This window comes from Agrobacterium sp. CMT1 (genome assembly GCF_037203725.1).
GTDB classification, from domain to species: domain Bacteria; phylum Pseudomonadota; class Alphaproteobacteria; order Rhizobiales; family Rhizobiaceae; genus Agrobacterium; species Agrobacterium pusense.
In genome coordinates this window covers 18,823-32,472 of the sequence record NZ_JBBCAR010000015.1, presented here as the reverse complement: position 1 = coordinate 32,472, position 13,650 = coordinate 18,823, and the positions used below count along the sequence as shown (strand labels likewise).

At 59.3% G+C, this 13,650-nt stretch carries 14 protein-coding genes and 1 tRNA gene; 6 read left to right on the top strand and 9 right to left on the bottom strand.

Annotated features, from left to right (window positions below; all coding sequences use genetic code 11):
- Positions 1 to 2 precede the first annotated feature (2 nt).
- The 4 genes from WA845_RS17775 to pcsA form a co-directional block, all read right to left on the bottom strand.
- The gene (locus tag WA845_RS17775) at positions 3 to 923 is read right to left on the bottom strand and encodes an ABC transporter permease (protein ID WP_004442337.1); all 921 of its coding nucleotides are present in this window, start codon (positions 921 to 923) and stop codon (positions 3 to 5) included.
- The gene (locus WA845_RS17770; protein WP_112554538.1) at positions 923 to 2,014 is read right to left on the bottom strand and encodes an ABC transporter permease subunit; all 1,092 of its coding nucleotides are present in this window, start codon (positions 2,012 to 2,014) and stop codon (positions 923 to 925) included. The genes WA845_RS17775 and WA845_RS17770 overlap by 1 nt, the downstream gene beginning before the upstream one ends.
- Positions 2,004 to 3,563, bottom strand: a complete 1,560-nt coding sequence (locus tag WA845_RS17765; protein ID WP_162719185.1) for an ATP-binding cassette domain-containing protein — start codon at positions 3,561 to 3,563, stop codon at positions 2,004 to 2,006. Before WA845_RS17765 ends, WA845_RS17770 begins: the two co-directional genes overlap by 11 nt.
- 212 nt (positions 3,564 to 3,775) lie before the next feature.
- Entirely contained in the window at positions 3,776 to 4,501 is a 726-nt protein-coding gene (pcsA, locus tag WA845_RS17760) for a phosphatidylcholine synthase (protein ID WP_006698811.1), read from the bottom strand.
- Positions 4,502 to 4,710: 209 nt separating this feature from the next.
- On the opposite strand from pcsA, the gene WA845_RS17755 reads away from it, so the two are divergent.
- A complete protein-coding gene (locus tag WA845_RS17755) occupies positions 4,711 to 5,919 on the top strand; it encodes a UbiH/UbiF family hydroxylase (RefSeq protein ID WP_207587086.1) in 1,209 nt (402 codons plus the stop codon).
- Here the strand turns inward: WA845_RS17755 and WA845_RS17750 are convergent.
- Both WA845_RS17750 and WA845_RS17745 read right to left on the bottom strand, forming a co-directional pair.
- Positions 5,903 to 6,841, bottom strand: coding sequence for an AEC family transporter (locus WA845_RS17750; RefSeq protein WP_072494470.1), 939 nt, complete (start codon positions 6,839 to 6,841; stop codon positions 5,903 to 5,905). The genes WA845_RS17755 and WA845_RS17750 overlap by 17 nt on opposite strands.
- A 34-nt stretch (positions 6,842 to 6,875) precedes the next feature.
- A complete protein-coding gene (locus tag WA845_RS17745; RefSeq protein ID WP_022556323.1) occupies positions 6,876 to 7,622 on the bottom strand; it encodes a cytochrome c biogenesis CcdA family protein in 747 nt (248 codons plus the stop codon).
- A gap of 280 nt (positions 7,623 to 7,902) precedes the next feature.
- On the opposite strand from WA845_RS17745, the gene WA845_RS17740 reads away from it, so the two are divergent.
- Positions 7,903 to 7,978, top strand: a tRNA-Lys gene (locus WA845_RS17740).
- A gap of 370 nt (positions 7,979 to 8,348) precedes the next feature.
- Here the strand turns inward: WA845_RS17740 and WA845_RS17735 are convergent.
- Positions 8,349 to 9,611 (bottom strand): D-Ala-D-Ala carboxypeptidase family metallohydrolase, encoded by a 1,263-nt coding sequence (locus tag WA845_RS17735; protein WP_162719176.1) that lies wholly within the window; start codon positions 9,609 to 9,611, stop codon positions 8,349 to 8,351.
- 157 nt (positions 9,612 to 9,768) lie between these two features.
- Positions 9,769 to 10,209, bottom strand: a complete 441-nt coding sequence (locus tag WA845_RS17730) for a VOC family protein (protein ID WP_045533768.1) — start codon at positions 10,207 to 10,209, stop codon at positions 9,769 to 9,771.
- A gap of 192 nt (positions 10,210 to 10,401) precedes the next feature.
- Between WA845_RS17730 and WA845_RS17725 the strand changes: the two genes are divergently transcribed.
- The gene (locus tag WA845_RS17725) at positions 10,402 to 10,980 is read left to right on the top strand and encodes a cold-shock protein (RefSeq protein WP_004442353.1); all 579 of its coding nucleotides are present in this window, start codon (positions 10,402 to 10,404) and stop codon (positions 10,978 to 10,980) included.
- Positions 10,980 to 11,462 carry a DUF192 domain-containing protein gene (locus WA845_RS17720; RefSeq protein ID WP_004442355.1) on the top strand — a complete coding sequence of 161 codons (483 nt, stop codon included), beginning with the start codon at positions 10,980 to 10,982 and terminating at the stop codon, positions 11,460 to 11,462. The genes WA845_RS17725 and WA845_RS17720 overlap by 1 nt, the downstream gene beginning before the upstream one ends.
- A gap of 60 nt (positions 11,463 to 11,522) precedes the next feature.
- Here the strand turns inward: WA845_RS17720 and WA845_RS17715 are convergent, their stop codons facing one another.
- The gene (locus WA845_RS17715) at positions 11,523 to 11,771 is read right to left on the bottom strand and encodes a BON domain-containing protein (protein WP_003522642.1); all 249 of its coding nucleotides are present in this window, start codon (positions 11,769 to 11,771) and stop codon (positions 11,523 to 11,525) included.
- Positions 11,772 to 11,995: 224 nt separating this feature from the next.
- On the opposite strand from WA845_RS17715, the gene WA845_RS17710 reads away from it, so the two are divergent.
- Entirely contained in the window at positions 11,996 to 12,265 is a 270-nt protein-coding gene (locus tag WA845_RS17710) for a DUF982 domain-containing protein (RefSeq protein WP_004442357.1), read from the top strand.
- A gap of 211 nt (positions 12,266 to 12,476) precedes the next feature.
- Positions 12,477 to 13,619, top strand: a complete 1,143-nt coding sequence (locus WA845_RS17705) for a glycosyltransferase (protein ID WP_112554544.1) — start codon at positions 12,477 to 12,479, stop codon at positions 13,617 to 13,619.
- Positions 13,620 to 13,650 lie beyond the last annotated feature (31 nt).

The window sequence follows — 13,650 nt, the reverse complement described above, 5'->3', positions numbered from 1 at the left end:
CTTTACCTGTCCGGCACGAAGGACTTGCCCAGCGATGCCGGTGTATTGATCAACGTCGTGCGGCGATTATGCGAGATGATGACCAGCACGACAATAGTTGCAAGGTAAGGTAGCGCCGACAAAAGCTGCGACGGCACCCCGATGCCGAAGGCCTGCGCGTGCAATTGCCCGATGGTGACGGCGCCGAACAGATAACCGCCGGCGAGCACCCGCCATGGACGCCAGGACGCGAAGACAACGAGCGCCAGCGCAATCCAGCCACGCCCGGCCGACATGTTTTCCACCCATTGCGGCGTATAAACCAGCGAAAGCTGCGCGCCAGCGAGACCGGCACAGGCACCGCCGAACATGACAGTCAGATAGCGTGTGCGGATGACGTTGATCCCGAGCGCATGGGCCGAGGCATGACTATCGCCGATGGCGCGTATCTTCAGGCCCGCCCGGCTTTTGAACAGGAACCAGCCTATGCCGGCCACCAGCCCTATGGAAAGGTAGAAGATCAGATCCTGCCGGAAGAGCAGCGGGCCGATGAAGGGTATGTCCGACAGAACGGGAAAGACGATCGGCTGCAGCTTGACGCCTGGCAGGCCAACGAAGCTTTCGCCCAGCATACCGGATACGCCCAGGCCCAGAATGGTGAGCGCAAGACCCGTCGCCACCTGATTGGTAACCAGCGTCAATGTCAGAAAACCGAACAGCAGCGAAAAAACCGCACCCGAAGCAATGCCGGCCAGAATGCCGAGATAGGGCGAGCCCGTCATATGGGCGGTCGCGAAAGCGCAGACCGCACCCATGATCATCATGCCTTCGACGCCGAGATTGAGCACACCGGATCGCTCCACCACCAGTTCGCCGGAGGCGGCTATGACGAGCGGCGTCGCGGCGGTGATGACGGTGAGGAGAATGGCCTGAAGCATATCCATCATGCCGCTCCCTGCTTGTGATGCGCCTTGCCGGCAAAAACGACCTTGATGCGATAGAAGATGAGCGTATCGCAGGAGAGCACGAAGAACAGCATCAGACCCTGGAACACACGCGTTACCTTGTCCGATACACCGATCGAAAGCTGCGCCGCCTCGCCGCCGAGATAGGTCAGCGCCAGCACCAGCCCCGACAGGATAATGCCAAGCGGGTTAAGACGGCCGAGAAACGCGACGATGATGGCTGTAAAACCATAGCCCGGCGAAATGCTGGGCTGGAGGTGACCGATGGAGCCGGAGGCTTCCGAAATGCCCGCAAGACCGGCCAGCGCGCCCGATAGCAGCAGCGAAAACCACACCATGCGGCTCGACGAGAAACCGGCAAATCGCCCTGCCCGGGCCGACTGGCCAAGCACGGTGACTTCGAAGCCCTTCAGCATGTAGCGCATCATGAACCACAGCGCGATCGCCGCGACAATGGCGAAAACGAAGCCCCAGTGCGCCCGGCCCGATGCCAGCATCTCCGGCAACACGGCGCTATCGTTGAACGGCTTGGTCTGCGGGAAATTATAACCGCCCGGATCACGCCAGATTCCGCGCGTCAGCCAGTCGAGGAAAAGCTGTGCAACGTAGACCAGCATCAGGCTGACGAGGATTTCGTTGGTATTAAACTTCGTCTTCAGGAGAGCGGGAATGCCCGCATAAAGCGCCCCGCCGAGAGCTCCCATCACCAGCATGAGTGGCAGAAGCAGCGGCGAATGCCAGTCCGGATAAAGAACCGGCAGTATGGAGCCAGTAATCGCACCGATGGTGAATTGCCCTTCCGCTCCGATGTTCCAGTTATTGGAGCGATAACAGATCGACAGGCCGACACCGATCAGGATCAGCGGCGCGGCCTTGATCGCCAGCTCGTGCAGGGACCAGACTTCGAGCAATGGTTCCACAAAGAAGGCATAAAGCGCATGGGCCGGGTTCTTCCCGAGCATGGCGAACATGACAGCACCGATCAGCAGGGTCAGCACCAGCGCCAGAAGCGGGGACAGAAATGTAAAAAGCCGGGAAACCCCTGCGCGTTTTTCAAGCTCAATGCGCATGCTGGGCGGCTCCCGAATGTGTCGTGTGAATGCCGCCCATCAACAGGCCGATCTTTTCGAGCGTCATTTCCTCCACCGGATGGGCCTCGGAAAGCTTGCCGTCGGAGATGACCGCGATATTGGTGGCGAGTTCAAAGATTTCATCCAGGTCCTGACTGATGACGATGACCGCCGAGCCCGACTTGGCAAGATCGACAAGTGCCTGACGGATGCGGCTTGCAGCACCCGCATCCACGCCCCACGTCGGCTGGTTGACGACAAGCACGGCCGGCTGGCGGTCGAGCTCGCGTCCCACGATGAACTTCTGCAGATTGCCGCCTGAGAGCGAGCCTGCCAGCGGATCGGCCCCGCTTTTGCGTACATCCATGGTTTCCGATATGCGCCGCGCCGCTGCCCTGATGGCCGACCCCCTGACAATACGCAGGAAACCGCCGGTCAGGAACGCCTTGCGATCGGAGCGGGCCCGCGCGAGCAACAGATTGTCGGAGAGGCTCATTCCGGGAACGGCGGCGTGGCCATGGCGCTCTTCCGGTACGAAACCCGCCCCCATCAGCCGGCGACCGTTGATGCCGATCCGGCCGACCGGCTTGCCGCGGAGATGGATCGCATCGTTATTATAAACCGGGTATTCCCCCGAAAGCGCGTCGAACAGCTCACCCTGCCCGTTTCCCGCGACCCCGGCGATCGCCAGCACCTCCCCGGCGCGCACGGTCATCGAAATCGATTTCAATGCCACGGCGAACGGCGTGCGCGGCGCGACCGAAAGCCCCATGACTTCGATCTGCGGCGCACCCAGCGCTTCGCCCGTCGCGCGCGACACACTGGCGACATCGCTGCCCACCATCATGCGCGCCAGCGATGCCGGTGTCTCCCGACGCGGATCGCAGGCACCAGTCACCTTGCCATGGCGCAGAACCGTGGCGCGGTCGCAGATGCGTTGAACCTCTTCGAGACGATGGCTGATATAAAGCACGGAACGGCCTTCGGCCTTCAGCTTCTCCAGCGTCTCGAAAAGCTTGTCGGCCTCCTGCGGCGTCAGAACCGAGGTCGGTTCGTCAAGAATGATAAGGCGCGGGTTCTGCAGCAGAGCACGGACAATTTCGATGCGCTGGCGCTCGCCGACCGAAAGATCGGCCACATGCGCATTGGGGTCGAGCGGCAGGCCATAGGCGCGCGACAGGGTCTCCGCTTCCCTGGCGATTTCCTTCAATGAAATTTTCGGATCGAGCGACAGGGCAATGTTCTCGGCAACCGTCAGCGCCTCGAACAGCGAAAAATGCTGGAAGACCATGCCGATGCCGAGCCTGCGGGCTTCGCTTGGCGAACCCACCGAAACCGGCTCACCCTGCCAGATGATTTCGCCCTCGGTCGGTGCGAGAACGCCGAACAGCATCTTGACGAGCGTGGATTTACCCGCGCCGTTTTCACCCAGGAGCGCATGGATTTCACCCGGCGCAATATCGAGATCGATACCGTTGCAGGCGGCGAAATTGCCGAACAGCTTGGTCAGCTTGCGAACGGACAGGAGAGGCACGGCCTCCGGCGCCAAAGTTCCAGTCACGAGTTCCCTCTCTCACCAACCGTCCATGCCTTCTTCGAGGCGTTTCAGACGGTCGCGGTCATTGTTCCCAATCCCGCACCAAAAAGTATGTAATGATACGTGATCAGAACTTATTGATAACGGTTTTGCTGCTGCGCACAACTGAAAAAGAAGCTGCTTAAATGCAATTTGCACAAGCAATAAACGGCTTTACCTCTTCATCATTTCGCGCCGAGCGTTGGGAAAAACTGTAAAATTCCTCCGATGCAATACAGGTAGATGCCGCTCGCCACGAACCCCACCACCGCCCATGTCGGCGTCTGGAAATGCATCAGCAGCGCGTAACCACCAAGGGCGCACCAGATGGCCACGACAAGAAGATTAAGGGACCGCAGCCGCTTCACCCGCACGGGATGCAGGAAATTGATCGGCAGAAATGTCAGGAACACCGAAACAGTCACGACTGTCATGGCGGTGGTGGCGCTGGCATCCATCACGAAGAGCGTGAAGATCACCATGTTCCACACCACGGGGAAGCCCGAGAAGAAATATTCGTCCGTCTTCATCCCCATGTCGGCATAGTAGATAGCACTGGACACCACGATCATGCCCGCCGCCACAAAGGACCATGGCTCTCCAATCATGCCGCTCTGATAGAGCGCGAAGGCAGGCAGAAGAACATAGGTCACGTAATCGATGATGTTGTCGAGCGTATCGCCCGACCAGTTTGGCAGCACTTCCTTGACCCGGACCTTCCGGGCGATAGGGCCGTCTATCCCATCCACCAGCAGCGCAAGACCAAGCCACCAGAACATATCGACAAAACGGTGCTCGGAAGCAGCGACGACGCCAAGGAAGGCAAGAAAGGAACCGGACGCCGTTAGAATATGAACGGAAAAGGCGCGGATTTCCGCATAGGGAACACGCTTGTAGTTGAAAATTTTCATGGTCAGCGTCTGCGCCCCGCTTTTCATCCGCCCTGCTTATTCCGGTATGCGGCCATTCACCACGCTTTGCAACCGGCTCAGTCCGCTTATCCTAAGACTAATGTGGCGGCAGAGCCAATGAATCTTCACAACCGGATGTTCCCGGCCGGAAGTGGATTTGCCGATGCAAAGCCTTTATGATGCTCTGGAAATAACAACGGATCAGGACCATGAGACACTTCGATATCGCCATAACAGGTGCAGGACTTGCGGGTCAGATCGCGGCCATCGCACTGGCACGGGCGGGTCGCCACGTGGCGCTCGTAGCACCTTCCACCGACAGGAAGGACCGGCGCACCACGGCGCTGATGGACCAGTCTATCCGCTTCCTGGACCGTCTCGGCCTGTGGTCACGCATCGCGCCTTCGGCCGCCCGCCTTTCCACCATGCAGATCATAGACGGAACCGACCGTCTGTTGCGAGCACCGACAGTGCAGTTCCGTTCCTCCGAAATCGGCCTGGATGCATTTGGTTGGAACATCCCCAACGAGGCCTTGCTCGGTGTTCTCAGCGAAGCGGTGGAGCAGGAACACAATATTATCCGCCTCGACACCTTCGCCGAGGCGATCGATATCGGCGACGACCGCGTGACGGTGACGCTTGCGGACGGCGAAACGCTCTCTGCCGATTTCCTCATCGGGGCAGATGGCAGGAAGTCGATGGTCCGGGATGCAGCCGGCATCGGCGTGAAATCCTGGTCCTATCCGCAGACCGCCGTCGTTTTGAACTTCGGCCACAGCCGACAGCATGGAAATGTTTCGACGGAATTCCACACGCCCACCGGCCCTTTCACGCAGGTTCCCCTTCCCGGCAACCGCTCCAGCCTCGTCTGGGTCGTCACCCCGCAACAGGCGGAAGAACTGACTGCCCTGCCACTGGAAGCGCTGAGCCTTCGGGTCGAGGAACGCATGCAGTCCATGCTGGGCGCCGTTACCGTCGAGGATAGCGTCCAGGCATGGCCGCTCTCTTCCATGACCGCCCATCGCTTCGGCAAGGGCCGCGTCGCCCTGATCGGCGAGGCGGCACATGGTTTTCCGCCCATCGGCGCACAGGGACTGAACCTCAGCCTGCGCGACATCATCTCACTGACGGAATTGCTGAGCGCCGTTTCCGACCGCCCCATTGCGGCCGATGCCGGCAGCAGCTTCGACCGCAGGCGGCGGGCGGATGTCTATAGCCGCACACTGAGCGTCGATCTCCTGAACCGCTCGCTGCTTTCGGATTTCCTGCCCATCCAGATGGCGCGCGCAGCCGGCCTGCACGTGCTTTCCGGCATCGGCACGCTCCGAAGCATTGTCATGCGCGAAGGCATCGAACCCGGCCGGGGCCTGAAGGCCCTGCCCTCACTGCTGTTCGGCAGCTTCAAAAAGGCTGGATGAAATAAACCACGCCCGTCAGCGTGAGAACCGACAGCACCGTCGAAATCAGGATCGTCGCCGACGCCCGCTCCTGCCACACATGATATTGCTGGCCGATGACGAAGACATTCGTCGCGGTCGGCAAAGCAGCCAGCAGCACGGCGGAATAGATCCACACCGGCTCGAATCGCCCGAGCGACGACAACACGAGATAAACGGCGAGCGGATGCAGGATGAGTTTTGCCGGCACGATGTAGCTGATCTCCACCGGCACCCGCTTCATCGGCCGAAGTGCCAGCGTCACGCCCATTGCAAACAGCGCACAGGGTGCGGCTGATTGCGCCAGATAATCCACCAGCCGCTGCACCGCCTCCGGCGGTTGCCATGACAGCGAAGCGGCCAGGAAACCGGCGAGGACGGATACGATGAAGGGATGGGTGATGACCTTGCGGGCCACATCCAGCGCAAGCTTCGCCGGGGAACGCTTGTCGCCGCCTGCAACGGCCATCATCGCCGGCGCGACAATGAAATGCGCGGCGTTTTCGAGGCAGACGATGAGCGCCACAGGCACCGCCGCCTTTTCGCCGAGCGCCAGAAGCGCAATGCCCGGGCCCATATAGCCGATATTGCCGTAACTTGCCGCGAAACTTTGGATCGTCGTTTCAGCGAGGCTGTTTTTCCGGACAAAACGACCGATCAGGAACACAACCAAGAAAATGCCATAGGTACAGACGAGGCTGGCGGCAACGAAATCCATCCGCGCCAGTTCTTCCACCGGCGTTTTCGACACCAGCTTGAAAAACAGCGCCGGCAGCGCCGCGTAGATGATGAAGGTGTTCAGCCAGCCCATCGCCTCGACCGGCTGTTTCGTGATGCGCGCAGCGCCGTAGCCGATCAAGATGAGGCCGAAAAACGGCAACAGCAATCCCACGATGTCAGTCACTATGTCTCCCCCGCAAGCAACTCCAGCGGGAGGCTTAGCCGATTTGCATCAGGATCGGAAAGGTCTCCTGGAACCAGATCGCCACATTGGTGATAAAGCCGGATATGAAAGCGAGGCCGGTGAGCACCAGCAACACGCCGAGCAGCTTTTCCACGAGGCCGAGATGGCGACGGAAGCGGACGAGGAAACGCATGAAGGAGCCGGAAAACGCCGCCGCGATCCAGAACGGTACCGCAAGGCCAAGGGAATAAACCGCAAGCAACATTGCGCCGTCGCCGACCGTGTCGCGTGAAGCAGCAACGCCGAGAATCGCGCCAAGAACCGGGCCGATGCAGGGCGTCCAGCCAAAGGCGAAGGCGAGTCCCATGATATAGGCTCCGGACAGCGTCGCCGGCTTGCCCGCGCCCTGAAACCGGGCCTCGCGGGAAAACAGGCCGATACGGAACACGCCTAGGAAATTCAGGCCCATCAGGATGATGATGAAACCGCCGATCTTGGCGAGAATGTCGAGATTCTGGCGCAGAAGCGTGCCTATCGTCGAGGCGCCCGCGCCCAGCGCCACGAAGACGGTGGCAAAACCGAGTGTGAAAAAGAAGGCCGAAAACAGAACGGCCCTGCGAATCTCCGGCCGTGGTGCCGCGTCTTCCGTCCTGAACTGCTCGACCGACACACCCGCCATATAACAGAGATAAGGCGGCACCAGCGGCAGAACGCAGGGCGACAGAAACGAAAGAGCGCCAGCCAAAAGCGCGCTGAACAGGGAAATATCGGCAATCGACAAGAGAAACTCCGCATCCCGCAAAGCCGCCGCAATTCTTGAGAGCCGCCACCGCTTCACGCTTCATTTTCACGCATGTCATTGCCGCAAAACGATTTCAGCCGCCAGGCAGACACACTTGACGCCGGTTTTATCCCCGGCCGCCCCCTCTCTCCAATCACCTTTTCGGGGGTGCGACAAAAAAAACCGGATTGATCGCCGAAAGCGCTTTTTTTGGGTTGACCGAACGGATCGCTCTACATATGTTCCGCGCACTTCCGAAGGGCAGCCAAGCCCGCCACGGGAGAGCGTAGCTCAGCCGGTAGAGCAACTGACTTTTAATCAGTAGGTCCAGGGTTCGAATCCCTGCGCTCTCACCACCTCACAATATTTTTCGTATTTATTTCCATGGACTTACTCAATCGGCAGGCAATGATCCCGCCGGGTGTTCAAAGCGTTTCCAACATCAATACAGGAAATAAAAGCGTCGCCAACACGGACGCCTAGCGGTACGCGTAGATGTAACGTGCTATATTGTCATAGAAGCTGGAAGATAAGCTGGCAGCCGCCTCAGTCGGGTAAATGTAGACGGGCAAATTGGACACAGGCTGCATTTCGCAAGGCACCATAAGCGGGAAACAATGAACCGCAGCGTCCTACAACAATGGGAACGTTGCGTCGCGTCCACGGTCACTCCACTGTCCATCGTCAGGAGTGCCGTGGCTGTAAGCCGGCAAGGAATGGTCGCAATCACTTCCGCGCGGCGGTACGGCGGCAGCGCCAGTTCCAGTCTCTCGGTTCACCGGTGTCCATATGGACCGATTCGGTATGGCAATAGGTGCCGACACCCCCGCGGTTCGGCAGGGAACGCAGATAGGTTGCGAGTTCCCACTTGGAGACACCCTTGATCTGTATGTCGGCCGCATCGCAGGTATAATGTTTTGAACCCTGCCTTATTCCCTTTGGCGGACGGTAGCCCGAGGTGACAATGGCCGGGCTGTTATAGTGTCGCTCCACATCCTTGATCATGCTGATGAGCTCCGGCTTGAAACAACCGACTTCAACGCGATCTGTCTGCAGGAAAAGCCCGTTCGGCGCGACGCGGGTCAGGCCGGAGAGCGAGGCAAGCTTCATCAGCCCGGTGGGTTCATCGTCCTCTTCATCGAGATGAGCGTCGTCGAATTCGTCGGACATCATCGAGCGACCGGAGAGCGCAATACCCATCGTCTTGTCCGCCGCTCCCGGAAGTGCGGCCACCTGCGTGCCACCTGCCGAACCGCTTTCGATCATTTTCGGCAGGCGCTTCTTGGCTGCACCGGCGAAAAATGCTGCAAGCGTAACGCCCTTGCCTTCGCCTTCCTGCTTCTCGTCGCCCATGGCGGCACTGGTAGCGGGCTGCACCGAAGCAAGCTGTTCCGATGCGGTTTGTGGGACCGGCACGGCAGCGGGCTGGCGGTTCTCGCTGTGCTGCTCCGGTACCTGCGCGGCTGACGGCACAGCAACAGGCGCGGATACCGGCTGCGGTTGCGCCGCCTGCACAGGGGCGGAGTAAACGCTGCTGAGCGCAGGTGTGATTTTCTGGGAAGGCACACCCGCCGCGGCCGCGCCGGGCGCCGTGGCGGCCGGGGAAGGCACTGCGGATGCGGTAGAATAGATGCTTGATGTTCCAGCGGAAATTCCCGTTGGCTGCGTCGTCAGTCCGGCGATATCGGCGGCAGCGCCGTAACCCTGTGCCGGGCCGCCCGCTGCCTGATGCTGCGCCGGAGCCGTGGTCGCGCCAGCCGCTGACGCCACGGCGGGATCCACATAATGCCCCTGCTGCGCACCGGCCGCCGGTGCAGCAGTTGCGGCCGTCTGCTGCTTCTGCTGTCCGGCAACTTCCGGCTTTTTGGCAGTGGCGGCCATCTCCTCGTCAGTCACCGCCGAAACGCATCCGGAAAGCCCCAGCAACGAAACCGCGATGACGAGACGCCGACAAGAAACGCGTCCCTTTGCGCCCTCGACAGTTTTCATGGGTGGCCTCCGTATCTTTTATTTCCAACAGCAGCACGGGAACGGAATCGTGTGCTTCCCCCAAAACGGGACTGGCCGTTTCGATTCGCGGACTATGCCTCATCCCCTCAGGACAAGGCAAGAGCGCCCGAAAACGCTGCTGCTCACCGGAAAATCCCTACCAGGAACCGGTATTCTGCATAGATATCCACGGTTCGGCTGGTGCGAGGCTTTCGCCTTTCTGCAAAATTTCGAAAGAAATACCATCCGGTGAACGTACGAAGGCCATATGCCCGTCTCGCGGTGGCCGGTTGATGATGATGCCGTTCTGCTGCAGATGCGCGCAGAAGTCGTAGATATTATCGACCTCATAAGCGAGGTGACCGAAATTGCGGCCGCCGGTATAATCTTCGCTATCCCAGTTATAGGTGAGTTCGAGGCACGGCGCCTTGTTTTCCTTCGCCGCAGCAACGTCGTCGCGAGCTGCAAGAAACACCAGAGTGAAGCGGCCTTTTTCGTTCTCGATTCGGCGTATTTCGGCAAGGCCAAGCAGGTCGACATAGAATTTAAGTGATTCGCCAAGGTCTTTGACGCGAACCATCGTGTGCAGATACCGCATTTTATTCCTCTCCATTACACGGGTCCGAAGCCGTTAAACGCATGATCGCAAGCCCCGGACAAGGACGGCGACATAAAAGCAGCTGCGTAAATCAAAAACTAGGGCTTGCGTGAAACCGTTACCAAGATGTTAATCTGGCGCACAGGAATCAGTTGACCGGTGTATGGCGCGTAATCGAGGGGTTGGCAGGATATGGCTGATAGGATGTCATCGAAAACGATAGTCGATGTCGAGGACCTTTCGGGCGATGCCGTGGACCTGACCGAGATCACCGGCGTCGTGAAGTGGTTCGATGTCGCCAAGGGTTTCGGCTTCATCGTGCCCGACAACGGCACACAGGATGTGCTGCTGCATGTATCTTGCCTGCGCCGCGACGGTTACCAGACGATCCTTGAAGGCACGCGCATTGTCGCCCTCATCCAGCGGCGCGACCGTGGCTTTCAGGCATTTCGCATTCTTTCCATGGATCAGTCCACCGCCGTTCACCCCTCGCAGCTGCCGCCGGTGCGCACCCATGTGCAGGTGACGCCGTCCAGCGGACTGGAGCGCGCCATCGTCAAGTGGTTCAACCGCACCAAGGGTTTCGGTTTCCTGACGCGTGGCGAAGGAACGGAAGACATTTTCGTGCATATGGAGACACTGCGCCGTTTCGGCCTGACCGAACTTCGCCCCGGGCAGGTTGTGCTGGTGCGTTATGGCGATGGCGACAAAGGCCTGATGGCCGCGGAAATCCACCCGGACAACCCGGTTTCGATCGGGATGTCGCATTGATGTCCGCCCTGCCCGATATGGTGAAGAGCGCCGTTATGGCGCTTCTTTTTTTCACACTGGCCAGCGCCGCCCAGGCGCAGCAACAGCAGACATTCACCTCCGAACCTCTGCAGATTGAAACCGCCGGGGGAAAAAGCCACGATTTCACTGTGGAACTGGCGCTGAACAATGCCCAGCGCGAACAGGGCCTGATGTTCCGCAAGAGCATGCCACCGGAAAACGGCATGTTGTTCAATTTCGGTGAACCGCGTGATGTCGCCATGTGGATGCGGAACACGCTTATTCCGCTCGACATGCTTTTCATTGGCCGTGACGGTCGCATCACCCACATTCACGAAAACGCGGTTCCACATTCGGAAGCCATCATCAGCTCCCGCGGGCCAGTGAAATTCGTGCTTGAACTGAATGGCGGCGCTGCGAAACGTTACGGCATCAAGCCTGGCGATATTGTGCGCAGCGCGCAAATCGGCAACCGGAAGTGACTTTGCCGCGTTATTGCGTCTGAATGAGCCGGACGATGTTTCGCCCGGCTGGCGCAATGTTCAGTAGACCGGCTCTATATGACTCAGAATCCTGCAGTTGGAAATGGAAGCGGCAAGGTTGATGGCGATGTCGATCGCCTCGACCGAATCAGCCGTGCCTTCCAGATAGATCACGTCATTTTCGACAGTGGCGGAAATGCGCGACTTTTCGAGACCTGATTCGAAGGCGAGTGCCGAAGTAATGGCCTGGCATACGCCTGCCATGCGGTCACCAAAGAAGCTTTCCTGAATACCTGACAGATTGAACATATGTGTTCTCCTTCTTATGGACATTACAACGCCTTTGGTGGCGGTTTTGTTCATCTCCGGTTCATCTATTTGTTCATCTTCCATTCATCTTGAAAAATTGGAACCCCCCAATCGATCACATTTTAGGTGATCGGGAACCATTTCGTGAGGCGGGCATTTCGCGCATGGGAGTGAAAAGAGAGTGAAAACCGCCATGAAGGCGCGTGAAACAGGAGGAGAATGACATGCTGATCAACAGAACGGAGCCGTGTCACCACGCCTCGTGGATGAAGCCGGTGGCGATCCACCTGCCCTTGTCCGCAGCAGTGGAAATCTACAGCCCGCTGGTAGCGCTGGACATGCTGATGTACCGCTGGCCGGAAGAACACGGCCCGGAATATGAAGAAGCACGCAGAAACTGCCTCGATGCCATCGCCGGACGATGCGACATCGAAAAAGCGCGGGAGTCGTTTCTCATCGCAAGCAGTCACGCTCATATTCTCAACATGCACTGACGTTCATTATCCGCGTTGATGACTGGCCCTTCTCCGCGAAGGGCTTTTCTTTTGGCGTTCACTGTTTCAGGCACGAGGTCGCGCGCGGAAAACTCCCGCCTGCCGCCGGTGACATGTAACTGTCACGCAAACGTTATAATCGGCAGAGACAAATTCCGTGGAATCACCGGGCGGACAAACCGCCGGAAGCTCGGGAGTGGACCTGGCCAGCATGGAAACCGTCTTTGCCCTTTGCGCAATTCTGCTCGTCGCTTTCAACCTTCTCGGTATCTGCCTTGCCGGTTGGCGGCTAAAGCGACGCGACCCGGAAAACTCCCTTGCGCGGCAAAAACCGCCTGTCTCGATCGTTGTGCCACTGCGCGGTGTGGAAAGTTTCACCCCTCTTACGCTGTCACGCGCCTTCGAGCTCGATTGGCCGGATTACGAACTGCTTTTCTGCGTTGCAGATGAATTCGACCCCGTCATTGCGCAAGTGGGCAAAGCCCAGAGCGCCTTTCCTTCCGTTTCGGCGCAATTGCTCATCGGCGACGACCGGATCAGTGCCAATCCAAAACTGAACAATTGCGTCAAGGGCTGGCTGGCCGCCCGGCATGAATGGGTCATCCTCGCCGATTCGAACGTATTGATGCCGAAATCCTACGTGACGCGCATGATGTCGGCCTGGCGGAAAGACAGCGGCCTCGTGTGCTCCCCGCCGCTGGGCTCGCGGCCGACGGGTTTCTGGGCGCATGTGGAATGCGCCTTCCTCAACGGCGCGCAGGGCCGCTGGCAATATGCGGCAGAAGCCATCGGAATGGGTTTCGCGCAGGGCAAATCCATGTTGTGGAACAAACCGTTCCTCGAAGACCATGGGGGTATCCGCGCCCTCGCCGCCGAAATCGCCGAAGACGCGGCCTCGACGAAGCTGGTGCGGAACGCTGGCCGCAGGGTGCATCTTGTCTCCGCCCCTTTCGAGCAACCGCTCGGCCAGCGTCACGCCGGCGAGATCTGGTCACGCCAGGCCCGCTGGGCGCGGCTAAGGCGCGTGACCTTCCCGCAATATTTCGCGCCGGAAATCCTGACGGGCGCACTTCCCCCGCTTCTGTTTGCACTCACCGCGGCGGCCATGATGGATGTGAACCTCTTAGCGACCGCCCTCGCCGTCCTCGTCCTCATATACGGCCCCGAATTGGTCCTGACCGCCCTCAACGGGTGGCCAATATCGTTCCATACCCTGCCAGCCATGATCGCACGGGACATCATAATGCCCGTCATCTGGACGAGAAGCTGGATTGGCAGCGCAGTGGCATGGCGCGGCAATGTCATGACAATCGGTACGGCGGAAAGCACTTTGGCCGGCCCGCCAGCGGAATAATGACGATTTATGGGAAGAGGTTACGCCGGAA

Bases quoted from the DNA above. Each gene is read 5' to 3' on its own strand.
- WA845_RS17715 (WP_003522642.1), bottom strand. From the start codon at position 11,771: ATGTTCAATCTGTCAGGTATTCAGGAAAGCTTCTTTGGTGACCGCATG.
- WA845_RS17720 (WP_004442355.1), top strand. From the start codon at position 10,980: ATGTCCGCCCTGCCCGATATGGTGAAGAGCGCCGTTATGGCGCTTCTT.
- WA845_RS17730 (WP_045533768.1), bottom strand. From the start codon at position 10,209: ATGCGGTATCTGCACACGATGGTTCGCGTCAAAGACCTTGGCGAATCA.
- WA845_RS17755 (WP_207587086.1), top strand. From the start codon at position 4,711: ATGAGACACTTCGATATCGCCATAACAGGTGCAGGACTTGCGGGTCAG.
- WA845_RS17725 (WP_004442353.1), top strand. From the start codon at position 10,402: ATGGCTGATAGGATGTCATCGAAAACGATAGTCGATGTCGAGGACCTT.
- WA845_RS17705 (WP_112554544.1), top strand. From the start codon at position 12,477: ATGGAAACCGTCTTTGCCCTTTGCGCAATTCTGCTCGTCGCTTTCAAC.
- WA845_RS17735 (WP_162719176.1), bottom strand. From the start codon at position 9,611: ATGAAAACTGTCGAGGGCGCAAAGGGACGCGTTTCTTGTCGGCGTCTC.
- pcsA (WP_006698811.1), bottom strand. From the start codon at position 4,501: ATGAAAATTTTCAACTACAAGCGTGTTCCCTATGCGGAAATCCGCGCC.
- WA845_RS17710 (WP_004442357.1), top strand. From the start codon at position 11,996: ATGCTGATCAACAGAACGGAGCCGTGTCACCACGCCTCGTGGATGAAG.
- WA845_RS17770 (WP_112554538.1), bottom strand. From the start codon at position 2,014: ATGCGCATTGAGCTTGAAAAACGCGCAGGGGTTTCCCGGCTTTTTACA.
- WA845_RS17775 (WP_004442337.1), bottom strand. From the start codon at position 923: ATGGATATGCTTCAGGCCATTCTCCTCACCGTCATCACCGCCGCGACG.